At 70.1% G+C, this 25657-nt stretch carries 26 protein-coding genes and 5 pseudogenes; 21 read left to right on the top strand and 10 right to left on the bottom strand.

Going from position 1 to position 25657, the window contains the following annotated elements:
• Window positions 1-5 precede the first annotated feature (5 nt).
• Window positions 6-737, bottom strand: a complete 732-nt coding sequence (locus QQM39_RS21050) for a flavodoxin family protein (RefSeq protein WP_301998766.1) — start codon at window positions 735-737, stop codon at window positions 6-8.
• A 159-nt stretch (window positions 738-896) separates the two neighbouring features.
• Between QQM39_RS21050 and QQM39_RS21055 the strand changes: the two are divergent.
• The 3 genes and pseudogenes from QQM39_RS21055 to QQM39_RS21065 form a co-directional block, all read left to right on the top strand.
• Window positions 897-1087, top strand: a pseudogene (locus QQM39_RS21055) (hypothetical protein); the annotation flags it as partial.
• A gap of 30 nt (window positions 1088-1117) precedes the next feature.
• On the top strand, window positions 1118-1567 hold the full coding sequence (locus tag QQM39_RS21060; protein ID WP_301998768.1) for an SRPBCC family protein: 450 nt from the start codon (window positions 1118-1120) through the stop codon (window positions 1565-1567).
• Between the two features lie 7 nt (window positions 1568-1574).
• Window positions 1575-1904: a TfoX/Sxy family protein gene (locus tag QQM39_RS21065; RefSeq protein WP_301998770.1), complete on the top strand. Its 330-nt coding sequence runs from the start codon at window positions 1575-1577 to the stop codon at window positions 1902-1904.
• 500 nt (window positions 1905-2404) lie between these two features.
• Here QQM39_RS21065 and QQM39_RS21075 read toward each other — a convergent pair.
• The 3 genes and pseudogenes from QQM39_RS21075 to QQM39_RS21085 all read right to left on the bottom strand — a co-directional run bounded on the left by QQM39_RS21075 (window position 2405) and on the right by QQM39_RS21085 (window position 4503).
• Window positions 2405-3182 (bottom strand): annotated as a pseudogene (locus QQM39_RS21075) (Fpg/Nei family DNA glycosylase).
• Between the two features lie 302 nt (window positions 3183-3484).
• Window positions 3485-3652 (bottom strand): annotated as a pseudogene (locus tag QQM39_RS21080) (antibiotic acetyltransferase); the annotation flags it as partial.
• Between the two features lie 317 nt (window positions 3653-3969).
• Window positions 3970-4503 carry a hypothetical protein gene (locus tag QQM39_RS21085; RefSeq protein WP_301998772.1) on the bottom strand — a complete coding sequence of 178 codons (534 nt, stop codon included), beginning with the start codon at window positions 4501-4503 and terminating at the stop codon, window positions 3970-3972.
• Window positions 4504-4659: 156 nt separating this feature from the next.
• Between QQM39_RS21085 and QQM39_RS21090 the strand changes: the two genes are divergently transcribed.
• Genes QQM39_RS21090 through QQM39_RS21105 form a run of 4 tightly spaced genes read left to right on the top strand, consistent with a single transcriptional unit; the run spans window position 4660 to window position 7602 of the window.
• Window positions 4660-4986 (top strand): hypothetical protein, encoded by a 327-nt coding sequence (locus QQM39_RS21090; protein ID WP_301998774.1) that lies wholly within the window; start codon window positions 4660-4662, stop codon window positions 4984-4986.
• Entirely contained in the window at window positions 4986-6269 is a 1284-nt protein-coding gene (locus QQM39_RS21095) for a putative T7SS-secreted protein (protein WP_301998776.1), read from the top strand. The genes QQM39_RS21090 and QQM39_RS21095 overlap by 1 nt, the downstream gene beginning before the upstream one ends.
• Complete coding sequence (locus tag QQM39_RS21100; protein ID WP_301998778.1) at window positions 6266-6979, top strand: hypothetical protein; 714 nt, start codon at window positions 6266-6268, stop codon at window positions 6977-6979. Before QQM39_RS21095 ends, QQM39_RS21100 begins: the two co-directional genes overlap by 4 nt.
• Window positions 6976-7602: a hypothetical protein gene (locus tag QQM39_RS21105; protein ID WP_301998780.1), complete on the top strand. Its 627-nt coding sequence runs from the start codon at window positions 6976-6978 to the stop codon at window positions 7600-7602. The genes QQM39_RS21100 and QQM39_RS21105 overlap by 4 nt, the downstream gene beginning before the upstream one ends.
• A gap of 40 nt (window positions 7603-7642) precedes the next feature.
• Here QQM39_RS21105 and QQM39_RS21110 read toward each other — a convergent pair whose 3' ends face one another.
• Window positions 7643-8140: a hypothetical protein gene (locus tag QQM39_RS21110; protein ID WP_301998782.1), complete on the bottom strand. Its 498-nt coding sequence runs from the start codon at window positions 8138-8140 to the stop codon at window positions 7643-7645.
• Window positions 8141-8456: 316 nt separating this feature from the next.
• Between QQM39_RS21110 and QQM39_RS21115 the strand changes: the two genes are divergently transcribed.
• The 8 genes from QQM39_RS21115 to QQM39_RS21150 all read left to right on the top strand — a co-directional run bounded on the left by QQM39_RS21115 (window position 8457) and on the right by QQM39_RS21150 (window position 15786).
• Window positions 8457-9230, top strand: coding sequence for a polysaccharide deacetylase family protein (locus QQM39_RS21115; RefSeq protein ID WP_302003665.1), 774 nt, complete (start codon window positions 8457-8459; stop codon window positions 9228-9230).
• 399 nt (window positions 9231-9629) lie between these two features.
• Complete coding sequence (locus QQM39_RS21120) at window positions 9630-9833, top strand: cold-shock protein (protein WP_030342329.1); 204 nt, start codon at window positions 9630-9632, stop codon at window positions 9831-9833.
• A 187-nt stretch (window positions 9834-10020) separates the two neighbouring features.
• Window positions 10021-11532 (top strand): DEAD/DEAH box helicase, encoded by a 1512-nt coding sequence (locus QQM39_RS21125; RefSeq protein WP_301998786.1) that lies wholly within the window; start codon window positions 10021-10023, stop codon window positions 11530-11532.
• Window positions 11533-11611: 79 nt separating this feature from the next.
• The gene (locus QQM39_RS21130; RefSeq protein ID WP_301998787.1) at window positions 11612-11959 is read left to right on the top strand and encodes a CBS domain-containing protein; all 348 of its coding nucleotides are present in this window, start codon (window positions 11612-11614) and stop codon (window positions 11957-11959) included.
• A 77-nt stretch (window positions 11960-12036) separates the two neighbouring features.
• Entirely contained in the window at window positions 12037-12351 is a 315-nt protein-coding gene (locus QQM39_RS21135; RefSeq protein ID WP_301998789.1) for an SCO5918 family protein, read from the top strand.
• Between the two features lie 859 nt (window positions 12352-13210).
• The gene (locus QQM39_RS21140) at window positions 13211-13561 is read left to right on the top strand and encodes a helix-turn-helix domain-containing protein (protein ID WP_301998790.1); all 351 of its coding nucleotides are present in this window, start codon (window positions 13211-13213) and stop codon (window positions 13559-13561) included.
• Between the two features lie 351 nt (window positions 13562-13912).
• Window positions 13913-14683 (top strand): hypothetical protein, encoded by a 771-nt coding sequence (locus tag QQM39_RS21145; protein WP_301998791.1) that lies wholly within the window; start codon window positions 13913-13915, stop codon window positions 14681-14683.
• Complete coding sequence (locus QQM39_RS21150) at window positions 14680-15786, top strand: sugar ABC transporter substrate-binding protein (RefSeq protein WP_301998793.1); 1107 nt, start codon at window positions 14680-14682, stop codon at window positions 15784-15786. Before QQM39_RS21145 ends, QQM39_RS21150 begins: the two co-directional genes overlap by 4 nt.
• A 211-nt stretch (window positions 15787-15997) precedes the next feature.
• Here QQM39_RS21150 and QQM39_RS21155 read toward each other — a convergent pair whose 3' ends face one another.
• The gene (locus QQM39_RS21155; protein WP_301998794.1) at window positions 15998-16474 is read right to left on the bottom strand and encodes an SRPBCC family protein; all 477 of its coding nucleotides are present in this window, start codon (window positions 16472-16474) and stop codon (window positions 15998-16000) included.
• Between the two features lie 166 nt (window positions 16475-16640).
• Here QQM39_RS21155 and QQM39_RS21160 point away from each other — a divergent pair.
• Window positions 16641-17512, top strand: a pseudogene (locus QQM39_RS21160) (Ppx/GppA family phosphatase); the annotation flags it as partial.
• A 56-nt stretch (window positions 17513-17568) separates the two neighbouring features.
• Here QQM39_RS21160 and QQM39_RS21165 read toward each other — a convergent pair.
• The gene (locus QQM39_RS21165; protein ID WP_301998796.1) at window positions 17569-17832 is read right to left on the bottom strand and encodes a hypothetical protein; all 264 of its coding nucleotides are present in this window, start codon (window positions 17830-17832) and stop codon (window positions 17569-17571) included.
• Window positions 17833-18011: 179 nt separating this feature from the next.
• Here QQM39_RS21165 and QQM39_RS21170 point away from each other — a divergent pair, with 179 nt between their 5' ends.
• The 3 genes from QQM39_RS21170 to QQM39_RS21180 all read left to right on the top strand — a co-directional run bounded on the left by QQM39_RS21170 (window position 18012) and on the right by QQM39_RS21180 (window position 20516).
• Complete coding sequence (locus QQM39_RS21170; protein ID WP_301998797.1) at window positions 18012-18968, top strand: LLM class F420-dependent oxidoreductase; 957 nt, start codon at window positions 18012-18014, stop codon at window positions 18966-18968.
• Between the two features lie 25 nt (window positions 18969-18993).
• The gene (locus QQM39_RS21175; protein ID WP_302003666.1) at window positions 18994-19548 is read left to right on the top strand and encodes a cysteine hydrolase family protein; all 555 of its coding nucleotides are present in this window, start codon (window positions 18994-18996) and stop codon (window positions 19546-19548) included.
• 101 nt (window positions 19549-19649) lie between these two features.
• A complete protein-coding gene (locus QQM39_RS21180) occupies window positions 19650-20516 on the top strand; it encodes a GNAT family N-acetyltransferase (RefSeq protein ID WP_301998799.1) in 867 nt (288 codons plus the stop codon).
• Window positions 20517-20644: 128 nt separating this feature from the next.
• Here QQM39_RS21180 and QQM39_RS21185 read toward each other — a convergent pair whose 3' ends face one another.
• From QQM39_RS21185 to QQM39_RS21195, 3 genes are all read right to left on the bottom strand, one after another.
• The gene (locus QQM39_RS21185; RefSeq protein WP_301998801.1) at window positions 20645-20920 is read right to left on the bottom strand and encodes a transcriptional regulator; all 276 of its coding nucleotides are present in this window, start codon (window positions 20918-20920) and stop codon (window positions 20645-20647) included.
• Window positions 20913-21236 carry a hypothetical protein gene (locus QQM39_RS21190; protein WP_301998803.1) on the bottom strand — a complete coding sequence of 108 codons (324 nt, stop codon included), beginning with the start codon at window positions 21234-21236 and terminating at the stop codon, window positions 20913-20915. The genes QQM39_RS21185 and QQM39_RS21190 overlap by 8 nt, the downstream gene beginning before the upstream one ends.
• 289 nt (window positions 21237-21525) lie before the next feature.
• Window positions 21526-23085 carry a serine/threonine-protein kinase gene (locus tag QQM39_RS21195; protein WP_301998805.1) on the bottom strand — a complete coding sequence of 520 codons (1560 nt, stop codon included), beginning with the start codon at window positions 23083-23085 and terminating at the stop codon, window positions 21526-21528.
• Window positions 23086-23926: 841 nt separating this feature from the next.
• Here QQM39_RS21195 and QQM39_RS21200 point away from each other — a divergent pair.
• Window positions 23927-25129: an IS110 family transposase gene (locus QQM39_RS21200; RefSeq protein WP_302003442.1), complete on the top strand. Its 1203-nt coding sequence runs from the start codon at window positions 23927-23929 to the stop codon at window positions 25127-25129.
• Window positions 25130-25153: 24 nt separating this feature from the next.
• Window positions 25154-25468 (top strand): annotated as a pseudogene (locus QQM39_RS21205) (SpoIIE family protein phosphatase); the annotation flags it as partial.
• Window positions 25469-25657: the final 189 nt, after the last annotated feature.

Here is a 25657-nt window from a genome sequence, read left to right on the forward strand (position 1 = left end):
CCGGGTCAACGGTGCTCGGGGTTGTCCGCACCCGGGCGGCAGCCGGCGTCCCACTCCGAGCGCTGGTTGCCGTATGCGGGGACGCCGCCGGCCCGCTTCAGCAGGGCGGCGAGGTGCATCAGGTTCCAGGTCATGAAGGAGGTGTTGCGGTTGGTGAAGTCGTTCTCCGGGCCACCCGAACCCTGGTCCAGGTACGACGGCCCGGGGCCGGCCGCGCCGATCCAGCCCGCGTCCGCTTGGGGCGGGATCGTGTAGCCGAGGTGCTGGAGGCTGTAGAGGACGTTCATCGCGCAGTGCTTCACCCCGTCCTCGTTGCCGGTGATCAGACAGCCGCCGACGCGGCCGTAGTAGGCGTACTGGCCCTGGGAGTTGAGCAGCGAGGAGCAGGCGTAGAGGCGCTCGATCACCTTCTTCGTCACCGAGCCGTTGTCGCCGAGCCAGATCGGCCCGGCAATGACCAGGATGTCCGCGGCCATCACCTGCTCGTACAGGTCGGGCCACTCGTCTGTCGCGAAGCCGTGCTCGGTCATGTCCGGGTAGACGCCGGGCGCGATGTCGTGGTCGACGGCGCGGACCTCGGATGTGGTGACCCCGCGCGACATCATGATCTCCGCGCTCTTGTCGATCAGGCCCTGGGTGTGGCTGAGCTGCGGGGACGGCTTGAGGGTGCAGTTGATGTAGAGGGCCGTAAGGTCGTCGAAGCGGTATCGGGCATCGGTGGAAGGTGGGGCTGCCATGGGGGCAGCGTCTCGCGCGGATCCCGGTTTGTCCCGGTCCGACGCACCCACGGGTGCCTTACGGAGTCATGACGCACAGGCGTGGGCGGCATCCGTCCCTACGGCTACCGGGTGTGGACCGGCCTGGCCCGCGGCGATCGTCAGGGGCCTGGCGACAGCGGCGCCCTTCTCGCCCTGCTGGTCGCCGAGCTGTCCGGCATGAGCAAGGCGGAGACGGAACGCGTCCGGCTGCCGTTCGCGCCGGGACTCCTCCCCGCCTGCGCTCTCCGCACGCGCCCCCGCACCTGGCTCGCCGCCCAGGCGGTGTCCGCGCTGCTGCTGATGCCCGTCTGCTTCTCATCGGGTGGTGACCGCTCCCGGGGAGGCGGATGCTTGGGGATGTGACGATCGACGTGACGGCCGAGCGCGTCATCCCGCTGCCGACCGAACGCGTGGCCGGGTATGCCATGGACTGGCGTCACGACGCCGACTGGACCCAGGGCATCCGCACGGCGGAACTCACCTCGGAGGCCGACGGGGGCGGCTTCGGAACCGGGGCTGAGGTGACCCGTACGGCGTATTTCCTGGGCCGGCGCATCGACTACGTCCTGCGGGTGGCCGCGTACGACCCGCCCAGGCTGCTGGACATGGTCTCCGTGGCGGGCCCGATGCCGATGCACGTCACGTACACCTTCGAGCCCCACCAGGACGGCACCCTCGCCCGCATCCGCGTCCGGGGCGGTGAGGGAGGGTTCTACCGGCTGGCGGCACCGCTGCTGGCCCGCCAGGTCCGCGCCGACCTCGCCAAGGACCTGCGCGACCTCGAGGCGAGACTCCTGGAACAGGGGTGAGACCGCGATGGCGTACGACGAAGGGCTCGCGCACCGGATCCGGGAGCGCTGGGCGGCTGACCCGGAGGTCGGCGAGAAGCACATGTTCGGCGGGGTGGCGTTCCTGTACCGGGGCAACACGGCCGTCGGCGTCACCGGCGACGACCTCATGGTCAGGGTCGGTCCGGAGGCGGCCGACGCGGCGCTCGCCCGGCCGGGGACGCGCGTCTTCGACATGACCGGCCGGCCGATGCGCGGCTGGGTCGTCGTCGACGGCGCGGCGGTCGCGGAGGACGACACACTCGGCGCATGGCTCGACGAGGGACGCGCATTCGCCGCGAGCCTGCCACCCAAGTGAGACGCCCATGAGGAACGGGGACACGGTTCAGACGCCCACGCGCCACGCCGCCGATCGCGGACGCAGGCTCGGCCCGTCCCCGGCATTCCCTATGACCCTGGCTCAGTGGGCAGCTACTGCCGGCTACCCGGGAGCTCTCGTCGAAGCCTGGCCAGGCCGTCGGAGCCGGCCAAGCGGTCGGTACCGCCGAAGGCATCCATGCCGTGTGCACTGCCGTCATGCCGGCGACGACAGAGCCTTCTTCGTCTCGAAGGGGAAGGTCAAATCGACCAACCTTTGATCAGTTGCCGGGTTGTGTCCGATGAACAACTCACGGAACGGATCCATGCGCGGTCGGGTCCGACGTCGATCAGACCCTCGCGCCGGGCAGTCGTCTGGGCGTCGCGGCTGTGCTGGGTGTGCCGGGTGGCCACGTCGAAGGGCACTGGTCCAATGCGGCGCCGACGGCCCCGGCGGGTAGGCGGCGATGCGGGTGCTGCCCGGAGCTGCGTGGGTCCGGGCTACTGGCATTGCGGACACCACACCGTGCCGCGGCCTGCCATACGGGACCGGCGTAGGGAGTTGCCACAGCGGGGGCAGGCCGGAGCGGGGTCGTCGCGGTGGCCGGTGAGCCAGGAGTCGCGCGGCGGGACGCCAGCCGGCGGTGACCGCGGAGCGCAGGGTACGGCGCATGTGCGTGTACAGGCGACGGCAGTCGGCCTCGGTGAGGTCGTTCGCCCGGCTCGTGGGGCGCAGTCTCGCCCGCCACAGGATCTCGTCGGCCAGTAGGTTGCCGAGTCCGGCGAGGACGGACTGGTCGGTGAGGGCCGTTTTGACGCTGCCGCGACGTGCAGCGAGCGCGTCCTCGAACTCCTTGCGGCTCACCGCCATCGCGTCGGGCCCCTGGCGCTCCAGGCGCCGTGCGACCTCCGACTCGTCGTAGGCCAGCCAGAGGCCCTGCAGCTTGCGCTGGTCGCGGTAGCGGAGCTGACGGTCACGGGCCACGGTGAACAGGACGCGGTCGTGCGCCTCGACCGTGTCGTCGGGGTGACCGCAGAGCAGTTCGCCGGTCATGCCGAAGTGCAGCATGAGGGTGGGGCCGCCGGTGCGGGCGAGCAGCCACTTCCCGTGCCGCTCCGGCTCGGTGAAACGCCGGCCCTCCACCGCGTCACGCAGCTGTCTCGTGCTCACGCCGTGCAGTACGCCGGTGTCGCGTACGTCGACGCGTTGGATGATCCTGCCCTTCGCGCAGGACTTGAGCACCTTCCGGAATCCCTCGACGTCCGGCAGCTCAGGCATCGGTACGTCCTCTCTCACCCGCCGATCCACCCGCTCGGCGAGTCGGCCGCGACGTCCCTCAGAACATGGTCCCTCCGGGCAGCTGACCGTGCAGCACCGCACGCCCCCGAGAACAGCCTTGCGTGCACTGCGCGCGGCGTCTCCCGAAGGAAGTGGAGCGGTGGAGCGGTTGGGGGGAGAGCCGGTGAGCCGCGAGGATTGTCGCTTGGCGCAGATCGGCCCCCGCCGGCCCGTCGTCCCTGTGCCGGGTTCGTTCAACGGCCCGTTGCGCTGCCAGGCGGTGGCCGGCTCCTGAGGTGCCTCTACGAGGGGTCGGGCGCCGCGTTCTCCAGGTCGTCGATGCTGCCGGACATGATCGTGCGGAGGTGTTCGGTGATGTGCTGGAGCGGCCAGGCCCACCAGGCCATGGCCAGGAGGCGGTCGCTGTAGCGGCAGCGGATGAGACGGGCGGGGTTGCCGCCGACGATGCCAATCGCGTCCGTGTCGTCGTAGCGGACGCGAAGGACTGGGCTGCGCCCACGTGGTCCTCCGTGATCTCCGGCACGGCCTCACCGCGACCGGAACTTCGGGGGCGGTACGGGCAGGCCCGAGGCCAGGCAAGTGAGCCGAGCGTCGTCACCGTAGGAGCGGACGCCCATGGTCACCGGCGGTGCCGCGCTCCTCAGTACCGCTTACCGCTTACCGCCGCACCGCCGTCTCTCGCGACACCTCCATGAGCTCGCCGCCACCCCCGGGGACGGCGAGGACACCGAATCCACGCGTCCTGGCGCCTCCTGCCTGCCAGACCTCACCGGCGTACCAGGCACCGTGCTCTAGTTCCTCGGGCCAGTGACGCCGGCGAAGCGGATTCCGGGCGGACATCGAGACCGGTCAGCTCTTCGCCTTCGCGGTACCGCAGTTGGACGGGCACACCCATGACGTCCTTGACACCGTCGGGCCTGTGCGCCGCGGGGATGGGCTGCCACGGATGCTGCTCGAGCACACGCCGGATGCGCTTCAGGGACCCCATTACATCGCGGCGCAGGTAGAGAAGAGTCAGATAGCCAAATGACACCAGGACAATGCCTCCAGCAGCCCGCTCCTTGGCGTTTTCGCTGGAGAGATTCCCAAAGAGCACGAAGTACGCCACCCAGGAGAGGGCATACAAGGAGTGCCAGATCCAGCGCCCTCTCTTCGCTTTACTTCGAGCCTTCTCCCATGCCGCCCGAGTTTCAGGGTGGTCGAAAGCACATTTATGCAGAGGGGCGTGCGCATCGGCTTGGCCCCGATCGGCCTGCGTGCCGGGCTTGTCGAAGGGAAGACCCGCACCGCTCTCTTTCACAAGTTCTCCTCGTATGTGGATTCGAAAGCTCACGAGATCGCGATCGACGCACCACTCTACTGATATATAAGCTGCCATCCAGCCGGGCAGCACAAGGGAAGCCCGTCTGCCCGTATTGTCCCAAATTCCCTTCTTCCGCCACTATGGGGGTGCTAGGTGGGGGACCACTTCAAAGTCGACATCGACCAGTTGGACCGATTCGTCAAGTCGCTTCAGCAGGCGACAAAGGACCTCGACGAGGCTCGTAAGGCGCTTTCACATGTCCGCAGCGCCGAGATTGGCACTGCGCGACTGGACGAGGCCTGTGACACGTTCCAGGAGCGATGGAAGTACGGGTCCGAGCAGTTGAGCGAGATGATCGGTGCCATCAGCAAGGGCGTGAAGGCCAACAAGCTGAGCTATGAGGAGTTCGAGGAGAATCTCGAAAAAACCCTGAAGCAGATGGCGGATTCGGCTACTTCGGGTGGCGGGGGGAAGAACTGATGGCTACGAACCCGTATCCGAATCTCGGCTGGAATCCCGTCCCCGGCATCCCCGCTGAGGTTGCCGCGCTGCAGCAGAAGGTGAAGGCCGCGGCGAACGCGCTGGACAGCTCCCACCGCCAGATCGAGAGGCTGCTCGGGGAAAGCGCGCACTGGGAGGGTGACGCGGCGGACGCCTTCCGGGACGCGCTCGACGGCGAACTGCCGAAGTACATGAAGAACGCGGCGCGTTCGCTCGACAAGGCAGCGGCGTCGCTGGACGGCTGGAACGGCGACCTCTCCTCTCACCGCGACCTCGCGAAGAAGTACGACGAGGAAGCCGGCGAGAAGAAGTCCGCCGCCGAGAAGGCGAAGCAGCACCATGACGAGGCCGCCAAGCACCCCGACCTCCAACTGGCCGGGAGGGAATACCCCAGTCAGCAGGAGGCCGACGCCGCGACAGCGCGCCTGCGCGCGGCCGAGCGCTCGCTGAACGAGGCGACCACCCAGCTCAACAACGCCAACCAGGCGTACGAGGACGTCCTCACCAAGGCCCGCACCTTGGAAGGCGAGAACAAGGAAAAGGCCGAAGCCGTCGCCAAGAAGCTCGACGAGGCGGACGACAAGCTGGCGCCCAAGGAGCCGGGGTGGTTCGGCAAGACCCTTGAGGCCATCGGGGAGGGCCTCAAGGCGGTGGGACAGTTCCTGCTGGACCACGCCGGAACCATCGGCGCCATCGCCGGCCTCCTCGCGCTCTTCCCGACCCCCCTCGCTCCCGCCTTCGCCGCCATCGCCATCGTGGCCAGCGCGGCTGCGCTGAGCAAGAATCTCGCGAGCGAGGACTTCAGGGACTCGCTCATGGGTGAGCACGGATGGAAAGCGGGTCTGACCGCATGGGGTTCCGTCGTCGGCGACACCTTGGGCGTCGTACCTGGAGTCGGCATCCTGGCCCGGGCGGGAAGCGAGGTGGGCCTGGCGGCAGCGGTTGCCAGGGAGGGCGGTGAAGCCATGTCGCTGGGTTCGAAGGTCACTTCCTTCGCCAGCGAAGTGAAGGCCGTCAACTGGGACAGGGCCGTGGATGTCGCCACCGCCCCCAGCAAGCTGCGCGACTGGGCCCTCAACGGTGTCAACGCGACCGCGAACGTGGTCTCCTCGGCGGAGACAGCCGGACTGCTGCCGGAAGACGGCATCGGTCATGACTCCACTGAGGCCACCAAGGCGGGCGTGGCCCTGTCCGGCGCGGCGGGCACGCTCGGGACCTTCGGCACGGACATCGTTGAACTGGCGGGGAGTATCCGGCTGTGAACAATCAACTCGGCGTCACGGCGGCAACGGACACCACGCCGAAGCCGAATTTCTGGTACGGGCTCCCCCACGGGTATCTGGAATTGGATTTCAACCCGACGGAGGAGGGAGTCGCGGAACTGGCCCGACAGATCAACGGACTTCCCGAGGAAGCCCGCGACCGGGCCGACCAGGCATTCCGCCTGTACGCCATGACCGCGATGCTCCTGCAGAAGCAGCCGGTGGCTGTCTGCGCGCTCGGCATGCACCCCGACGGCGACGGAGAGGCTTCGCTGTCGGTCCTGACTATTTCAGCCTTCCCGTCCGGTGGTGCGAGCCCCATGCGCGTCCTCGCCGGCATGGTGGGCGGCAATGCGGGTGGGAACACGAACAACGGCATGCAGCCCATCGAACTGCCCGTGGGTATCGGGTTCCTGATGGAGCAGGTGCGTAAGACGGTGGCGCCCGGCGTCCCTCCCGAAGGTCAGGAGGGGCCCTTGGAGGGTTCGGTCTGGCAGGGAACAGTGGCGGTGCCGGAGCCCCGTACGTCGTCGATCATCACCGTGCAACTGGTGACCTCGGCGGTCGAACTCGCCGACGACTACCGCTCGGTGCTGCTCGGCACTGCCCGGACGCTGACGTTCACGAATCCGACGGCGGAAGCGGAGCAAGGGCCCGGGCCGGTGGTTCCCGGTTCCGCGGCGCAAGCCATGCAGTCCGACTTCGGGTGATCACGGAAAAGGCGGGAAGGATCGCCGTGCAGGAGGAGACTCGCGCACCCTACGCGACCGACGGAACCGACTTCCAGGGCGCTTTGAAGCATCACCGCACCATGGCACTGAAGCGTTTCGCGAAACGGGCGGCAATCCTCGGGCCCATGTGGTTGCAGATCTTCGTGACACGCACCGACTATCTGCTCCCCATCGCGATAGTGGGGTTCCTCGGCCTCCTCATCTCGATGATCCGCCTCGCGAGTTCCCTTTCCTGGACCCGGAGGTGCTCCCGACTCTTCCGTACCTACCCGGTTGTTTTCCGCGGCCCGGTCCAGCAGACAAGCGTGGAGAGGAACAACTGCTTCACCGTCAGGATCGGAAGGGAAGGCTCGGGCTCTCCCACGATGGCGGGCACAAACCTGTCGGGCAAGGGGTGGCCGGCGAGCGGCTCCGCAGGCGTCTGGTTCGCCGGCGACGATCTCTTCGGAGGCGCCGCCCTCGTCCCGATCACCGGCGAACTGCTGTTCATGCAGCCTCACGACTGGCCACTGACGTCCGAACAGCGAGCAAACGCCCCGGCGGACCGCATCGCGAAGGCGAGACAGGCCGGCATCAAGGGTTACGTCTCTCTTCGCTCGTAGCATGTCGCGTCCCGCCCGAACGAGCCGCGGGTGGCTCACTTCACCTGTGGCAACCCAGGCCGGAACCGTCCGGCTGATGCCGCAGGGCGGTGGTGGCCCGCGGGCGGGAGGGCGGGCTGGTGTCGACGTTGCCGAAGCGGCGGAGCCGTTGGTCGGTTACGCGACGTCGTAGGAAAGCCGCGTCGGTGCGGCCGAGGTGGCGCCAGTACGCGAGGACGGCGTCGACGATGGCGAAGTATGCGGCGAAGTAGACGAGTGCGACGCCGTTGAGGCGCGGACGGGGTCGAGGCGCGGACGGGGTCGACGCGGTGGTCGGTGGTGAAGGACGGGGCGAGGAGGCGGGTCCCGGGCACGGGGGCGCCGAGCAGGGTCCCCGGGTGGCGGGCGGCGCGGGCCCACCGGCTGCGGGGAGGAGCGCTCGGGCAGGGACGACGACGATCGAGATCGGCGGTTCGGCCAAGGCCCGGTCACCGGCCCGGTCACCGGCCGAGACGCAGGTCAGCTCCCGCGCAGCCGCGTAGGCAGCGTCGCTTCCCAAGCCGAGGAGGGCGTAACCGGCGCCCGAGCGGCCAACGCCGTAGGAACCGTCCAGGAACCGTCCAGGAACCGTCCGGGACGGCCCCGGCGCGAGCGCGCTCCGGCTCGCCTCGCCGGTCTCATCGACGTGAATGGCACTCCGCTCAGCTGAGGGACCGGCCCGGTTCCGGACGCTGATCGCCTTGTTGTCCGTGAACTCCCCCGGAATTGTCCGTGATCGGTAACGGACGCATCCCGTGGCCGCCGCCCCTCGTCCTGCCAGGTGGTCGCGAGGTGACCGGGGATTCGGCGAGGAACTGCGGGAGAGCGGGGCGGACATGGCACGGCACGGCGGTGGGCGGGGCTGGTACGGCAAGGTGGTCGGGGCGGCGCTCGGGGTGACGGTGCTGGCCGCCGGTGCCGCGGTGTGGACCGCGCAGGCCGGTGCCGTGGGCGGCTCGGCACCGAAGGCGACCGCGTCGGCCAAGCCGGGCAGTGACGTCAAGCCGGTCGCGGTGACCATCGTGCACGCCTCGGACAAGGGGGCGCGCGGCGTCAACATCACCATCGATGACGGTCCCGACCCCGTGTGGACCCCTCAAGTCCTCGACGTGCTGCGGGAGTACGGGGTGAAGGCCACGTTCTGCATCGTGGGGACGCAGGCCCAGGCCCACCCGGACCTCGTGAAGAAGGTGGTCGCGGCCGGGCACCGGCTGTGCGACCACTCCGTGTCGCACGACACCACCATGGACAAGAAGTCCCAGGCCTACCAGTCGCAGCAGATACTCGACGCCGAACGCATGATCACCGAGGCGTCCGGGGGCGTACGGCCGATGTACTACCGGGCGCCCGGCGGAGCCTTCACCCCCTACAGCCGCAAGCTCGCCGCCTCCCGGGGCATGCGCCCGCTGGGCTGGAACGTGGACACCAAGGACTTCGAGCAGCCGGGCACGGACGCCATCGTCGCCACCGTCGAGCGGGAACTGCCCAACGGGCCGACGCTCCTCTTCCACGATGCGGGAGGCGACCGCTCCCAGACCGTCGAGGCCCTGCGCCGGGTCCTCCCCCGGCTGAAGGAGCAGGGCTACTCCTTCGGCTTCCCGGTGCGCTGAGCCCCGGCGCGCCCTTCGCGAAGGATGTGACCTTCATCGCGGTAGTGCGGTTTCAGGGCGTCGCCGCTGTGTCATCCGCCGACGACTGTGGCAGCGGCCCATCTCCCATAGACGGAGGTCACAGGGCTGTGGACGGAAGCGCGCGGCGGGAAGGCCGCGCCCGCGGAGAGCAATATCTGTTCCCGCGGAATGAGAAATTGATGCGGGGCACGGCAAGTATTCCTCGGCCGTCGACCGGATCGGAATTATCGGCCGTGCAGGGCCGATCGCACCGTGCTACTGTCGATCTCAGTTGCAGGTGTGGTTGCCAGAAGGTTCATTTCCGACGGGTTAATCAGCACGGCGACACGGAATTCGCACAGGGTGAATTCCTGAATCCGCCTCCGAAGGAGAAATGACATGGCTACTGGCACCGTGAAGTGGTTCAACGCGGAAAAGGGCTTCGGCTTCATCGAGCAGGACGGCGGCGGCCCCGACGTCTTCGCCCACTACTCGAACATCGCCGCCCAGGGCTTCCGCGAGCTGCTGGAAGGCCAGAAGGTGTCGTTCGACATCGCGCAGGGCCAGAAGGGCCCGACGGCCGAGAACATCGTTCCCGCCTGACGCTGACGTCGGCACTGACGCCGACGCGCATACTTCACAGCTGGGGCCCGCACCTTGGGGTGCGGGCCCCAGCTCGCTGCATTTCAGGGCGCATCACACATCACATCTGGCTCGTTCTCGCAATTCTCTGCGCCGCTCATCTGCTGCGGGAATTCCTTGATACGCGCCACATCAAGGAAGGTTCCGCATGAATCGCACGCGCACAACCAGCACCACCCGTACCACCGGCACCGCCCGTGGCCGCTCCGGCGGAGGATCTGCCGCCAACCGCTCCGGCGTTCCGCGCCGTTCCAAGAGCTACGGAAATCGACCGGCCGTACAGGGCGAGTTCGCACCGCCGAAGACCATCACGCCCGCGCTGCCCGCCGTCGAGTCGTTCGCCGAACTCGCCATGCCCGCACGGCTGTTGGCCACGCTCGGCCACGAAGGCGTGACCGTGCCCTTCCCGATCCAGGCGGCGACCCTGCCGAACTCCCTGGCCGGCCGTGACGTACTCGGCCGTGGCCGCACCGGCTCGGGCAAGACCCTCGCTTTCGGACTCGCCGCACTGGCCCGTACGGCGGGGCGGCGTGCCGAGCCGCGGCAGCCGCTCGTCCTCGTCCTCGTCCCCACCCGCGAGCTCGCCCAGCAGGTCACCGACGCGCTCACTCCGTACGCCCGCTCCGTGAGCCTGCGACTGGCCACCGTCGTCGGGGGGATGTCCATCGGCAGGCAGGCCGGTGCGCTGCGCGCCGGGGCCGAGGTGGTCGTCGCGACGCCCGGGCGGCTCAAGGACCTCATCGACCGGGGCGACTGCCGACTGGACGATGTCGGCATCACGGTCCTCGACGAGGCCGACCAGATGGCCGACATGGGCTTCATGCCCCAGGTCACCGCCCTGCTCGACCAGGTGCGTCCCGACGGCCAGCGGATGCTCTTCTCGGCCACCCTGGACCGCAACGTCGACCGGCTGGTCCGGAACTACCTGCACGACCCCGTCGTCCACTCGGTCGACCCCTCCGCCGGCGCGGTCACCACGATGGAGCACCACGTGCTCCATGTGCACGACACGGACAAGCACCGGACGACGACCGAGATCGCGGCACGAGACGGCCGAGTGATCATGTTCCTCGACACCAAGCACGCCGTGGACCGGCTGACCAAGCACCTGCTGAGCAGCGGTGTCCGCGCCGCGGCCCTGCACGGTGGCAAGTCCCAGCCGCAGCGCACGCGGACCCTGGCCCAGTTCAAGAGCGGGCATGTGACGGTGCTGGTGGCGACCAACGTCGCGGCGCGCGGGATCCACGTCGACAATCTCGACCTGGTCGTCAATGTCGATCCGCCCACTGACCACAAGGACTACCTGCACCGTGGCGGACGTACGGCCCGCGCCGGTGAGTCCGGCAGCGTCGTCACCCTGGTGACCCGTGACCAGCGTCGCGAGGTGAGCCGGCTGATGGCTTCGGCGGGCATCACCCCCCAGATCGCCCAGGTGCGGTCGGGCGAGGCGGAGTTGAGCCGCATCACAGGGGCCCAGGCCCCTTCCGGTGTCCCGGTCGTCATCACCGCGCCGGCCGTGGAACGTCCCCGCGGCGCGTCTTCCTCGTCCCCCTCCCGGGGCCGTCGGGGGCGCCGGGGCCAGGCCGGGCAGGGCCGGCCCGTCGGGGAAGCGGCGCGCCGCAGGGCACCGCGGCGGACCGGCTTCGGCTCGGCTGCCTAGAGCCGGCGTTCACCAGCCCGCCCCTCCCTGCCCATCACAGGCCCAGCACAGGCCCATCGCTTTCCAGTAGGAGGCACCTATGACGCCGGCTCAGATGCAGCACCACCGAGTGGATTCCTCCTCCCAGTTCGTGGCCGACGACAGGGACGTCTCCGGACCTCGGGTCTGTGACGACATGACGGTCGAGGTGGCTCTGTCCCTCATGGCCGGTGCCCGTGTCGATCACCTCGTCCTGTGCGACGAGGACGAGCAGAGCACGGGCCTGATCACCCTGGCCGGGCTCGCCGTCCTCCGCGGCAGCCCCACCTACACGGACCGGCTCCGGCTACGGGACGTCCTCGACGCTCCGTTCACCTCGCCCGGCGCCCGGTCCGGCGCCGTCGGCGAGCGTCTCCGGACCCCGGGCGCCCTCACCCTCGCTCACTGATCCCCCTGGCACTGATCGCCCTGGCCCGCTGACCCCCTCGCCGATCAGCCCGTCCTCCCTCTCCCCTGTGAGGCATCATGCGCTGTGTCATCGCCCGGTACCCGTTCGAGCTGACCAAGAACGGGGTGCTGGCCTCGATGAAGGGCGTCACGCCCGAGCTCGTCACGGGTGAGTCCGTGACCGTCGGCCGCCGCCGCTACCCGGTCAAGCAGGTGGGCCAGATCATCACCCGACAGGACCGCCGCGACTTCACCAGCGGCGAGGTCGTCCGGGCCATGATCCGCCTCGGCTTCACCTGCCACGAGCAGCCCGGGACCGCGCCGGTGAGCGCCCCCACTCCGTTCCTGACCGCGTCGGCGCTGCTCGGAGGCACCGCCTCTGCGGAGAGGTGAAGGACCGGCGGAGAACCGCCACCAGAGACCCGGTGAGGGCCTTGCCGACGCGCGTCGGCAAGGCCCTCACCGTCGTATGGCCGCCTAACTGTGTCGCCGCCCTCGCCGCCCAGCCGTATCGCCGCCCTCGCCACCTCGCTGTCCGGGCGAAGTCTCCTGACCCAGCGGAGAAGGGCGAAGCAGCGTCCTCACCGCCCGCAGTGGCCGAGACGGACGCGGTCCTTCAGGAGCGCGGGCACACGCACCCCCACATGCGGATCAGCCGGCAGCCGCCTCCCGCCCACGAGGGCTTCTTCCAACCGCCGTCACAGGCCCAGGATGCCTGTGTCACCTGAACGCCAAAATCTACTCTTGCCAGAGTAGACATTGGCCCCTGACGTGGTTACGCTTTTTCTCGTTGACACGGTCAAGTGAGACCCGGCAGAGACGAACTGGCGGGTAGCAGTACCTGAAGTTCGCAGGTCAGTGCGGCTCCGGAGTCCCGAAGCCACGGTTTTCGCAGCACGGTGACGGGGCTGGGAGCCGCACTGGGCAGCCCGCAGATCGAGGGGCTGCCAAAGCAGTACCGAGCAGTACCCCTTCACCAAAGTGGTTGGTTCAGAGGAAGAAACGGAGGAGCAGACGCCATCAGGATCGCCCGGCCCAGGCAAGCGCTCGGTCCGGGTACCGCAAGACCCCGGAATGGATGGTGGTCCCCGGTCACGCAGCCGCGATCCCCGCACCCCTCCCCTTGTCGGGCCGGGTAGCGGAAACAGAAGGTCGGCACAGCATGAGGGCCGACCGATGGTGTTGAATTCCCTTCGGGGCCCTGGTGCCGTACGGCATCGGGGCCCCTCGACGCGTTGCACAACGAGGTGACATGGCAGCAGATAATCCGCTCAGCGATCGTCTGGACGACGACGACTACCCCGCGTACACCATGGGCCGGGCCGCCGAAATGCTCGGCACCACCCCCGCCTTCCTCCGAGCCATCGGTGAGGCTCGTCTGATCACTCCGCTGCGCTCGGAGGGCGGACATCGCCGGTACTCCCGCTACCAACTGCGGGTCGCCGCTCGCGCCCGCGAGCTCGTCGACAGGGGAACCCCGATCGAGGCTGCTTGCCGCATCGTCATCCTCGAGGACCAGCTCGAGGAAGCTCAGCGCATCAACGCCGAGTACCGCCGTGCCGCGAACGCGGGGTCCGACCGTTCCGGTACCGGTTCGGGCTGACCACGCGGGCGTGAGACGGGTCGCGACGCAGTGGGCCTGTGTGTAGCAGCGGGCCGGTGGAGTGTTCGCTCCAGTGAAGATCCGGGCCGTAGAGGCGCTTGGACGTCCGCGCCGTGGCGGTGGAGTCGTTCGTCACCTTACCGCCGGTCTGCCTTTTACTCTCAAGCTGTCATGACATACTCACCCGCGCGCGTGGCCCGGCTCGTGCGCGTGGCCCGTGTTTCGCCATCGGGTTCGTTGCTCCTTGCGAAAGCGACGCCGTGAACCCCGGAAACTGTCTTCTGTGGCACAGGAGCACATATGAGGCGCGGCGGACGCTGATCGCCGCGCTGGGCGGCGGACCAGGAGCGCGTGCCGGCCGCCGCCCGCCAGGCCGCCGCCCTCGCCGACCGGGACCAGGCCACCGACCCCCGCGCCGGGATGCTGCTCAGCGTCGCCGCCCGGCGGCTCGCCCCGCTGCCGGAGAGCCGCCAGGCCCTGCTCGACGCCCAGGCCGGACCCGAGCGGGACGTCTTCACCAACCTCGAACAGCGCTACGACACCCCGGACTTCCTCACCGGCTCCGGGCGCACCCTCCTCAGTGTGGGCGGCGGCGCATGGTCGTCCTGGGACGTCGCCACCCACCGCCGTACCGGCTCCGGACGGCTCCCGGACAACCCCGCCGCCGCGGTGAGCCCGGACGGCCGGACCGTCGCCCTGACCGGAACCGACGGCTCGCGGCTGTGGCGGCTGCCCACGCGGGAGCAGGGCCCGACGGCGGCCGGTCAGGTGCTCGCCTTCACCGGCGACGGGAGCGGTCACGTCGCGCAGGGCGGGGAAGCGAAGTCGCTCCTCCGTGGAGCTCCACTACCAGCGCGGCAGCGCCGCGTGGACCTGGAAGCCGCAGTACATCCCAAGGACCGACGCGGCGACGACCACGCTCCGCCTGCCATAACGACAGCGGGCCTTCGCCCTCCGGCCGCCGTATGCGGCGGGGAGGGCGTCAGCGCGTCGGGGATGCGGCCTACCCGGGCGCCGCCCCGTCCCGCCACACATGGACGTACCGCCCGGCCTATCCTGGCAGTGAGTGGCCGACGCGGACGGTCAGGGGGTTCTCGGACGCGCCAGGAGGTCCCCGTGTGAGTGTGTATCGGGGTCGTACGGCCATCGCCGCGGCCGCACTGTCACTGGCCGTGTCCCTGACGGCCTGCGGTACGGCCGGGGAGTCCGCCGGGTCGGGCGGGGCTGACTCCGGCGAGGGCGGCTTCACGGTCGGACTGTTGTTCAGCCAGATCGTCCAGACCCGCTGGGAGAAGTTCGACAAGCCCCTGATCGAGCGGAAGCTCAAGGAGCTGTGCGAGGACTGCAGGGTGGAGTACGGCAACGCCGAGGGCGACGTGGCCACCCAGCAGCAGCTGGTGGACACCCTGATCAACAAGGACGTCGAGGTCCTGATCCTCAGCGCCGTGAACTTCAGGTCCCTGCGTTCCGCGGTCGAGCGGGCACACGACGCGGGCATCCCGGTCGTCGCCTACGACGGCCTCGTCGAGGGCCCGATCTCGGGCTACGTCTCCTTCGACAACGAACGGGTCGGCAAGCTCCAGGGCGAGGCGCTCCTCAAGGCCATGGGCGACCGCGCGGACGGCGGCCGGATCGTCATGATGAACGGTCCCCAGACCAGCCCGACCAACATCGCCTTCAAGAAGGGCGCGCTGTCCGCCCTCCAGGGCAAGGTCGAGATCGGCAAGACGTACGACATCCAGGGCTGGAAGCAGGAGAGCGCCCACGCCAACATGGTCCGCGCCGTCGCCGCCCTGGGCGCCGACGGCATCGACGGCGTCTACGCCGCCAACGACGGTCTCGCCTCCGGCGTCATCTCCGCCCTCAAGGCCTCCGATATCGAGCCGCTGCCCCCTGTCACCGGCCAGGACGCCGACCTCCCGGCCGTGCGGCACATCATCAGCGGCGAGCAGTACATGAGCGTCTACAAGCCCTTCAAGGCCGAGGCCGACGCGGCCGCCGAGATGGCCGTCGCCCTGGGCCGCGGCGAGAACCTCGACGACATCGCCGAGACCACGGTCGACACGGCCACCACCAAGGACATCCCCGCCGTCCTGCTCGACCCCATCCCCGTGACCGTCGACGACATCGAGGACACCGTGGTCAAGGACGGCGTGTACACGACCGACCAGATCTGCACCCCGAGGTTCGCGTCCGCTTGCGAGAGGGCCGGGCTCATCGAGTGACGGGGGGATGCTCTGGCGCAGGGTCTGGGGGGGGTGGCAGCCGTGGCGAGGTCGAGCAGGCCGTCGTCGCCGGTGGCCCGCGCCGCCTGAGCGAGCATCTCCCAGTCCAGGGAGTTCACCCACCGGCCGCACCGGCCGGACCGTGTACGCCTGCCCTCGCCGGGCACGCTTCCCGGCCGGCCCCGCTGGAGCGCGGGACCGGCCGGCTGGGTCAGAGGGTGGTGCCCGGGTCCCCCGGGCGGATGCGTCCGCGCCAGCCGCCGCTCGGGCCGCCGCCGCTCTCGACGTAGTCCTTGAACCGACGTAGGTCGCCCTTCACCCGCCGGTCGATCATGCCCAGGGCGTCCGCGCCCTTCTCGGCGACGCCGGTGGGCTCGACGTCCATCGTGAGCTCCACCCGGGTGTGCGTGTCGTCGAGGCGCTCGAAGCGGACCGAGCCGCGCTGCTCGGTGTCACCGCCGATAGACCGCCAGGTGATCCGGTCGTCCGCCATCTGGTCGACGATCTCCGTGTCGAACTCGCGCCGGATGCCACCGATGCTGGTGGTCCAGTGGTTGTGCCGGTCGTCGAGCTGCCTGACCTCGTCGACCCCCTCCATGAAGTTCGGGAAGTCCTCGAACTGCGTCCACTGGTCGTATGCCCTGCGGAGCGAGACGTCCACGTCGACTGTTTCCTTGACCGTGCTCATTGATGCCTCCTTGTCCGCTCTTCACCGAGGCCGACCTGCGGCGGGCGGGCCGACCTCGCTGTGCGTGTGCGAAGCGCCGGGTACCCGGGAAACCCGACGCTTCACGTGCCCCGCCGGGGTTACCCCGGGGCCATGAGAGTCAGCGCGCTGGACGTCGGCTCCCACACTGGTGAAGGCGTTGAGCGCAGCCTCCGCGCCGGCCCGGCAGTGGGACGCGCCGGAGCCCCTGGCGTTCGCGACCGCCGTGGTGCGCGACGCGCCCGACCGGGCGGACGTGCTGCGGGCCGTGCACAGCCGGACCGGCCTGCGGCTGCGCGTACTGCCGGGTGAGGCGGAGGCCCGGCTGACGTTCCTGGGGGCCCGGCGCTGGACGGGCAAGGCGCTCGGGCCCGCTGGCTGTCTTCGACATCGGCGGCTGTTCCCTTGAGGTGGCCTTCGGCCGGGGCAGGGCACCGGACTTCGCGGCCTTGCTGCCGCTCGGCGCCAACCGTCCGACCCGCGAGTTCCTCGGCTCGGCGGACCCTCGCCCGCCGTCCGACGTGGTCGCCCTGCGCCGCAAGGTGCGCCATCAGTGGCGTGACGTCTCCGCCCGCATCCGCTGGGAGCATCCACAGACGGCCGTCGCGACCTCTCGCACGTTCCAGCGACCGGCCCGGTTGTGCGGCGCCGCTCCGGGACGTCGCGGCCCGTTCGTCGAGCGGGTCCTGTGCCGACGTGACCTGCGCCGGCCGGTCGACCGGCTGTCCGCGCTGTCCGCCGCCGAGCGGGCGGGGCTGCCCGGCAGCTGCACTCCGCGGGCCGGGCAGAGCCTGGCGGGAGCGGTCGCCGGGCACGCCGCGATGAAACTCAGCGACGTGAAGATCGTGATGATCTGCCCGTGGGCCCTGCGTGAGGGGGTCCTTCTGCGCCATCTGGAGAACGGGGCCGACTGGGTGGTGGGCCGACGTGGTGCGGCACGACGACCTGGGGCGGCGCCCTGAACGGACTGTGCGCCCTGAACGGACAGTGGTGAGGTGCCGTCGGCACGGACAGTGGTGAGCTGCCGCGTCGGCGGACCTCACCACGAAACCCCGAAGCGACCGGCGGTCAACTCCTCATCCCGGGTGCTCGGACCGCTGATCCGGGGGGACTTCCCCGCCTCCGCCGCCGCCCTTGTCGCCCTTGTCGCCCTTGTCCGTGCCATGGGCCTGGCGGATGTCCTGCTCGACGGGGTGGATCTCGCGTCGGCCGGTGGCCAGCGACACGTCGTACAGCGCGGTGGCACCGTGCGCCACGGCGGACGCGCCCATCGTGGTGAGCACCAGGGGATTGACGCGGGCGAGCAACCCGATGACGACCGGTACGCCGGCCTCGGTCATTGCGCCGCTCCCATGACACCTCCTGTGAACGGTCCGGATCTTCGACCCGTCGAGCCCGCCTCCCAGTCCCCTCCCGCACGACCGGAACACCCGCCCACCGTTTGTTACGCCCGTCGGGCCGCCGGGTACTCGCCAGCGCGCTCGCAGTACCGCACCACACGTTCCACCCGGGAGAGGCGATGCCTGACTTCGGATACTTCCTGTCGTGCGAGGAACACAGTCCGGCAGAGCTCGTCGATCAGGCGCGGATGGCCGAGCAGGCGGGCTTCGACTCCCTGTGGATCTCGGACCACTACCACCCGTGGAACGACAACCAGGGCCAGAGTCCGTTCGTGTGGACGGTGATCGGCGCGCTGTCCCAGGCCGTCTCGCTGCCCGTGGAGACGGCCGTGACCTGCCCCATGGTGCGCACCCACCCCGCGGTGATCGCCCAGGCGGCCGCCACCTGCGCCGTCCAGCTGGGCGGCCGTTTCCGGCTGGGAGTCGGCACCGGCGAGGCCCTCAACGAGCACATCCTGGGCACCCACTGGCCCGAGGCAGCGGTACGCCTGGAGATGCTGGCCGAGGCGGTGCAGATCATGCGGCAGTTGTTCACCGGCGAGGAGACGAGCCACTACGGCAAGCACTACACCGTGGAGAACGCCCGCCTCTACACCCTCCCCGACGAGCCGGTACCCATCGACGTCTCCGCCTTCGGCCCCCTGGCCGCGGAGACGGCGGCACGCATCGGCGGCGGGCTGATCACGACCACCCCCGACACCGCCCTGATCGAGCGCTTCCGCCGCGCCGGCGGCGGCACCAGGCCGGTGTACGGCGGTCTCAAGGTGTGCTGGGGCACGGACCGGCAGGAGGCGCTGCGCACCGCGCACCGCCTGTGGGCGAACGAGCAGCTCCCCGGTGAACTCGCCCAGCTCCTCCCCACCCCGCGCCACTTCGAGCAGGCGTCCGAGCTGGTCACGGAGGAGCAGGTGGCGTCGGCCGTACCGTGCGGTGACGATCCGGATACGCACATCGAGGCCCTGACCGCGTTCATCGACGCGGGCTTCGACACGGTGTACGTCAGCCAGATCGGCAAGGAGCAGCGCGGCTTCTTCGACTTCTACCGCACGAAGATCCTCCCGCGGCTGCGTGGCTGACGGCACGGGACGGACGGCTCAGGTCGTGGAGCGGCGGACGGACCCGACGGGGCTCGCTCTCATCGTGGTCGACATGATCAACACCTACGACCACGAGGACGCCGAGCTGCTCGTGCCGTCCGTCCGGCGGGTCGTTCCCGTCCTGGCGGAGCTGATCGACCGGGCCCGCGAGGCGGACGTACCGGTGATCTACGCGAACGACAACTTCGGCTCGTGGCGCTCCCACCACGGGGAACTCGTTCGGACCGCGCTGGCCCGGCCGCACGCCGACCTGATCGAGCCGATACGGCCCGACGACGAGTCGCTGTTCGTGGTGAAGGCCCGCCATTCCGTCTTCTACGAGACGCCCCTGGGCTACCTCCTGTGGCGACTGGGCGTCGGGCAAGTGGTGCTGACCGGTCAGGTCACCGAGCAGTGCGTCCTGTACTCCGCGCTGGACGCGCACATCCGCCATCTGGAGGTCACGGTGCCCAAGGACGCCGTCGCCTCCATCCATCCCCATCTGGCGTCCGCCGCCCTGGAGATGATGGAGCGCAACATGGGCGCCCGCATCCTCACGGCGAAGGAAGTCGCCTTCTGAGGCCACCGTGGCCTCCCCGACGGCAACGCGCAGGGCCGCACCCTAGGGAGGAAAATGGGAGAAAGCTGAGGAATGCCGGTCGGGGTGATGCGAGGAAGGGGATGGCGGTCGTGGATCTCGTACTGCGCCCAGGCACCACGGACGACGCCGCCGAGTGCGGCAGGATCTGCTTCGAGGCTTTCGCCGACATCGCCCGTGAGCATGCTTTTCCGCCCGATGTTCCCAACCTCGAGGTAGGTGTCGCCCTGATCGAGGCGGGCCTGAGCCACCCGGGGTTCTACAGCGTCGTCGCCGAACTCGACGGGCGGATCGTGGGGAGCAACTTCCTCGACGAGCGCTCGGCCGTCGTCGGGGTCGGGCCCGTCACCATCGATCCCGCCGTGCAGAACCGGGGTGTGGGCCGCCGGCTGATGCTGGACGTGATGGGCCGGGCCGCCGAGCGCAGAGTGCCGGGGATCCGGCTGTTGCAGAGCGGGTACCACAACAGATCGTTCTCGCTGTACGCGAGCCTGGGGTTCGCGCTCCGGGAGACGGTGGCGTGCATGCAGGGGCCCGCGTTTTCGCGTGCGGTGCCCGGACACACCGTCCGCGAGGCCACGGACTCGGACCTCGGAGCGTGCAACGAACTGTGCCGGATGGTCCACGGCGTCGACCGGGGCGGCGAGGTCGTCGACGCGCTCAAGCAAGGTACGGCCCGGGTCGTCGAGCACCAGGGGCGCGTCACGGGTTATGCCACGGATCTGGCGTTCTTCGCGCACGCGGTGGGCGAGACCAACAGCGACCTCCAGGCCCTGATCGGCTCGGCTTCCGCCTTCGGCGGCCCCGGCATCCTCGTCCCCGCGCGCAACAGCCTGCTGCTGGGATGGTGCCTCGCCAACGGCCTCAGGGTGGTGCAACTGCTGAGCTTGATGACGGTCGGGCTCTACAACGAGCCCACCGGGGCGTATCTGCCCTCGATCCTCTACTGAGACCGAGACCCTGCCGGACCGGAGCACGGACCCCAGCGCGGTCACCGCCGACTGCACCACGCCGACGCCGATGACCGAGCGCACGCCGAGCGCGATTCCCGTACGCGCACATCACGGTCCGTGCCGGCTCAGTCCCTGTCCGGGGCGCGGAGTTGCGCATTCCGGCCTGGCGTGAGAGCGAGCCAGGTCCGTGGACGTTTGCCGACGTCGCCTTTGCGCACCGATACATATCCAGCCGCCTCCAGTGCGGAGGTGATCCGGCTGACGCTGGCGTCGGAGACCTGGCAGTAGTCGCGTACGGCCCCGAACTCGGCCTCGGCGCACCCCGACGGAAACGCCATCAGCGCCAGCCGGGTGGGGTGGTGGATCACCTCGTCGAGCGCCGGCAGTCCTCTGTCACTCACCGGACGCACCTTCTCCACGACCGTACCGCGCCGTCATCACGGCCGGCGCGGCTCCGCCCAGCAGCCCGGAGACCACAGCGCCCACGGTCCGGCCGGCGGGGAGGGCGGCCGGCCATCCGGCGGCGAAGACGGCGAGCAGGGCCCCGCGGTCCTGCTCCGGCCGCAGCACGACGCCGGAGCGCCGCACCACGAGCAGGTGCAGGAGGAGGTAGGCGTCGGTGGCTACGCAGCCACCGACGCTCCCCCACAGGCCGCCGGCCGGGTCATCCGGCCCCGAGAAACCGAAGATCCCGATCGTGAATCCCGCGAAGAGCACCCCCTGAAGCGGCGGAAACCATCCGGGCGCCGGCTGCGGCCGGGCGGCGACAGCGCGGGCCCGCTCGGCGGGGGCGGACGTCCTCGATCAGCAGCCGGGCAAGCAGCTGGTCGCGCGCGCTTCGGTGACCACTGCAAGGTCGGCCCGAGCAGGAGCTGGGGCGAGGCGGACCGCCTCAACGTGCGCGACTTCCAGAAATCCCGCAAGGAACCGCGCGGCGACGCCGACGGCAGCCCCGGACCGCTGACCTGGCGCCTGCTGTTCTCCAGAGCCGGGCCCTGTCGTAGGCCTAGTCGGCGAACCCGTCGCGCACGTTGTCGAAGACGGGGCGGTAGGTGTCCCATTCGGCGTCCGGGGCCGACAGGTAGATGTCGTACTCCCGGCCGCCCGCCTCGCCGTATCCGAGGTCGATGGCGCGGAAGACGCGGGCCCGGCCGTGGAAGGTGAACTCCCACACCGCGGCCGGCTTGTCCTTGAAGGTGGTCTTCTGCATCCGCAGCCTGCGGTAGGTCGTGGGGTAGTTGACCTTGGTGTTCGCCTCGATGTCCTTGAAGTGCTCGATGGGGTGCGAGCCGGCCGGGTCCACCATGCCGATGGTGATGCCGGCCAGGCCGGTCGGATCGGTGTAGGTGACCTCGTCGGCCGCGCCCTTCTTCCGCTTCCAGCCGTCCGGCACGGGGAAGGAGACGCCGAGCTGCTTGTCGCGGACCAGGTGGTAGCCGTCGGGGACGGGCGAGAGGGAGGTCGACGGGGTGGGGGCGCTGCTGGTCCTGCGCGTGTCGGCCGCGTCACCGTCGCCGCCCTGCGAGGACACGTAGAGCGTGCCGGCGGCGGCGAGCGCGGCCAGGGCGACGGCGACGACCCCGAGGGTGCGCCGTCCTCGCTTCCGGCCGCCCCGGCCGGCCTTCCGCGGCGGCACGGGCGGGGTCGGCTGCGGCGGAGAGGTCCGCGTCGAGGACATCGATGCCGCGTCCGCGGCGCCGTCGTCGTGGGCGTCGTGGGCGGCCCCGGTCGACAGCGTGGTCGTCGCGCCGCCGGACCAGGTGGCCCGCAGGGCCCGTTCCGTCTGCTCCGCCGTGGGCCGGTCCTCGGGCTCCTTCGACAGCAGGACCTCGATGAGCGGTTCCAGCGGGCCGGCCTGCCGCATCGGCTGCAGCGGGTCCACGGCGATGGCGTACGCCGTCTCCATGGCGGTGTCCCGGCGGTACGGCGGCCTCCCCTCGACCGCCTGGTACAGCGTCGCGCCCAGCGACCACAGGTCGGAGGAGGGGCCGGGCTTGTGGCCGCGGATCCGCTCCGGGGCCATGAAGTCGATGGAGCCGACCATCTCCCCGGTCTGCGTGAGCGTCGAGGTGCCGACGGTCTGCGCGATGCCGAAGTCGGTCAGGACGACCCGGCCGCCGGCGCCGAGCAGGACGTTGCCGGGCTTGATGTCGCGGTGCAGGACGCCGGCGGCGTGCGCGGCCCGCACGGCGGCGATCATGCCGAGGCCGATGCGGGCGGCCTCCTCGGGCGGCAGGGTGTGTCCGCCCTTGAGGACGTCGCCGAGGGTGGGCGCGGGGACGTACTCCATGACGATGCAGGGCCGGCCGTCGTCCTCGACGACGTCGTGCACGACGACCACGTTGGGGTGGACCACCCGGGCGGCACTGCGTGCCTCGCGGCGGGTGCGCTCGTACAGCGTGTCGACCTCGGCGTCGGACAGATGCGGCTGCGTGTGCAGTCGCTTGAGCGCGACCCTGCGTGCGAGCACCTCGTCCTCGGCCAGCCAGACGGTGCCCATACCGCCACTGCCGACGGGCTCGACGAGCCGGTAACGCCCGGCGACCAGCCGCCCCTCGTCCGCCACAGCCCTGTCCTCCGCCTTGCTCTGCCCCCTTCATGCCACTTCGCCCTGCACAGTAACCGACCTTGTTGAGCGGGCGAAGGCCGGTCCGGCGGCGGCAGGCCTTGGCCCGGGGCCGAACGGACCCGGCGGTGGGTGGGATGTCACCTCACTCATGCGGGCGTATTGTCCGCTTATGGCTCCCCGGATGTCGCCGACGGCCAGGGGCGAGGGCATGGGGGGCGCCGCCCGCGCCCTGGCCGACCCGGGCTCCGGGCCGCAGGTGCTGGCGCCCGTCCTGGTGGAGGCCATGCGGGACACGGGTGCCTGTGTGGGCGCGGTGTATCTGCTGCGGCCGGACGAGCGGGTGCTGACGCCGGCCCTGCTGAGCGGAGTCCCGTGGGAGATCGCCGCGCCGTGGGCGAGGGCCGGCCTGGGAGTTCCGACGCCGGTGACGGACGCCCTGCGGGAGCGTCGCCCGGTGTGGCTCGGCGGTCAGGAGGAGCTGGCCCGCCGCTACCCGCAGATGGCCCTCGTACTGCCGTACCCCTTCACGCTGGCCGCCGCCGCGATCACCACCGGCGGCACACAGTGGGGCGGACTCGTGCTCCAGTGGCCCGGCTCGCCCCCCCATTACCTTTTTGGTAGCCCCGCAATGGGGCGCCCGGCCTTCGGAGTTGGCATGACTTTCTCCCCCTGTCGATCGCATGTCTTGGGGGGTGGTGTCACCGGCTCCGGAGGCATCGACAGACCGCTGATTAGGGGCATGACCACCGGCTTCTTCGCAGGTCGGGAGGCTCTTCGTAATGTGGATGTGGCGATCGGTGCCGTGGGACGGCCGGGCGAGGACGACCGAAGGACGCACGTGATCGACGTCAGTGACATCGGCGCTTTCCTCGGCCTGGACGTCGGCAAGGGCGAACACCACGCCACCGCCGTCACCCCGGCCGGGAAGAAGGCCTTCGACAAGCGGCTGCCCAACAGCGAGCCGAAGCTCCGCGAAGTGTTCGGCAAACTGCAGGCCAAGCACGGGACCGTGCTCGTGGTGGTCGACCAGCCGGCCTCGATCGGGGCTCTGCCGCTGGCGGTGGCCCGGGACATGGGCTGCCCGGTCGCCTATCTGCCCGGCCTGACGATGCGGCGGATCGCCGACCTCTATCCCGGCGAGGCCAAGACAGATGCCCGCGACGCGTTCGTCATCGCAGACGCGGCCCGCGTCATGCCTCACACGCTCCGCTCGGTCGACCTCCAGGACGAGACCATCGCCGAGCTGGAGATGATCGTCGGCTTCGACGACGACCTGGCCGGCGAAGCAACCCGCATCAGCAACCGCCTGCGGGGCCTGCTCACCCAGATCCACCCGTCGCTGGAACGGATCCTGGGCCCACGCGTCCAACACCCGGCCGTGCTCAAGCTCCTCGACCAGTTCGGCTCCCCGGCCCAGATCCGCAAAGCCGGACGCCGACGGCTCATTGCGTTGATACGCCCGAAGGCACCGCGGATGGCCGAGCGGCTCGTCGAGGACATCTTCACCGCACTGGACGAACAGACCGTCGTCGTCCCGGGCACCGACGCGGCCGCTCTGATCGTCCCCAGCCTCGCCAACTCGCTCCGAGCGGTGCTTGACCAGCGGAAACTCTTGGCCACCCGGATCGAGGAACTGCTGGAGAACCACCCTCTTTCCAAGGTCCTGACGTCCATGCCGGGGATCGGCGTCAGGACCGGAGCCCGCATCCTCATCGACGTCGGCGACGGCCGTTCGTTCCCGACCGCCGCCCACCTCGCCGCCTACGCCGGCCTCGCCCCCACAACCCGCAGTTCTGGCTCCTCGATCCGCGGCGAACAACCATCCCGCCGCGGAAACAAGCAGCTCAAACGGGCCTTCTTCCTGTCCGCGTTCGCGGCTCTGGCCGACCCGGCCTCCCGGACCTACTACGACAAGAAGATCAGCCAGGGAAAACACCACACCCAAGCCCTCCTCTGCCTCGCGAGACGACGAGCCGACGTGCTCTTCGCGATGCTCCGCGACGGCACCTTCTACGACCCCCAACCCGCCCCATCAGCTTGACGAAACCCATAGGGGCACCCCCCCCCGGAGCTGCGCCCGGAGGAACGTGACGCGATCGGCGACGTCTGCCACCGTCTGGGCCTGCTGCTGCGGGCCGCCGCCGACAGCGGCCGCCCCGTACTGCCGGGGCCGGGCGCCGTCCTCCTGCTCTACACCGACGGCCTGGTCGAGGTCCCCGGCGTCGACCTCGACGAGGTCACCGACGCGCTCGCCACCCGGCTGGCAGGGGCCGACGCCAGGGAGATGGAAGCCCTCGCCGACACCCTCGTCCACACCGCCCGGGAGTACGCGCACCGCAGCGACGACATCGCCCTGCTCCTCATCCACGCCACCGCCTGAGGTGCCTCGGGCCGCGCACACGGCGTTCGCGGAGCCGGGCGGGGCGAGACGGAACCAGCGACGAGCGACACGGCCACCGCGACCGCGCTCACCACGAGCGCCACGACCGCGAGGACGAAGCCGCCCGGGACATGACGGGCCAGGAGGTGACCGGGCAGCGGGCGGCCGCCGGGGAGCCGGTGCCGCCGC

Source organism: Streptomyces sp. DT2A-34 (assembly GCF_030499515.1).
Taxonomy (GTDB): Bacteria; Actinomycetota; Actinomycetes; order Streptomycetales; family Streptomycetaceae; genus Streptomyces.

What these genes read in the sequence shown, in the direction of transcription:
- QQM39_RS21095 (WP_301998776.1), top strand. Translation starts at nt 4,986, where the DNA reads ATGGCTACGAACCCGTATCCGAATCTCGGCTGGAATCCCGTCCCCGGC.
- QQM39_RS21170 (WP_301998797.1), top strand. Translation starts at nt 18,012, where the DNA reads ATGCCTGACTTCGGATACTTCCTGTCGTGCGAGGAACACAGTCCGGCA.
- QQM39_RS21155 (WP_301998794.1), bottom strand. Translation starts at nt 16,474, where the DNA reads ATGAGCACGGTCAAGGAAACAGTCGACGTGGACGTCTCGCTCCGCAGG.
- QQM39_RS21065 (WP_301998770.1), top strand. Translation starts at nt 1,575, where the DNA reads ATGGCGTACGACGAAGGGCTCGCGCACCGGATCCGGGAGCGCTGGGCG.
- QQM39_RS21125 (WP_301998786.1), top strand. Translation starts at nt 10,021, where the DNA reads ATGAATCGCACGCGCACAACCAGCACCACCCGTACCACCGGCACCGCC.
- QQM39_RS21130 (WP_301998787.1), top strand. Translation starts at nt 11,612, where the DNA reads ATGACGCCGGCTCAGATGCAGCACCACCGAGTGGATTCCTCCTCCCAG.
- QQM39_RS21050 (WP_301998766.1), bottom strand. Translation starts at nt 737, where the DNA reads ATGGCAGCCCCACCTTCCACCGATGCCCGATACCGCTTCGACGACCTT.
- QQM39_RS21165 (WP_301998796.1), bottom strand. Translation starts at nt 17,832, where the DNA reads ATGACCGAGGCCGGCGTACCGGTCGTCATCGGGTTGCTCGCCCGCGTC.
- QQM39_RS21135 (WP_301998789.1), top strand. Translation starts at nt 12,037, where the DNA reads ATGCGCTGTGTCATCGCCCGGTACCCGTTCGAGCTGACCAAGAACGGG.
- QQM39_RS21140 (WP_301998790.1), top strand. Translation starts at nt 13,211, where the DNA reads ATGGCAGCAGATAATCCGCTCAGCGATCGTCTGGACGACGACGACTAC.
- QQM39_RS21120 (WP_030342329.1), top strand. Translation starts at nt 9,630, where the DNA reads ATGGCTACTGGCACCGTGAAGTGGTTCAACGCGGAAAAGGGCTTCGGC.
- QQM39_RS21180 (WP_301998799.1), top strand. Translation starts at nt 19,650, where the DNA reads ATGGCGGTCGTGGATCTCGTACTGCGCCCAGGCACCACGGACGACGCC.
- QQM39_RS21115 (WP_302003665.1), top strand. Translation starts at nt 8,457, where the DNA reads ATGGCACGGCACGGCGGTGGGCGGGGCTGGTACGGCAAGGTGGTCGGG.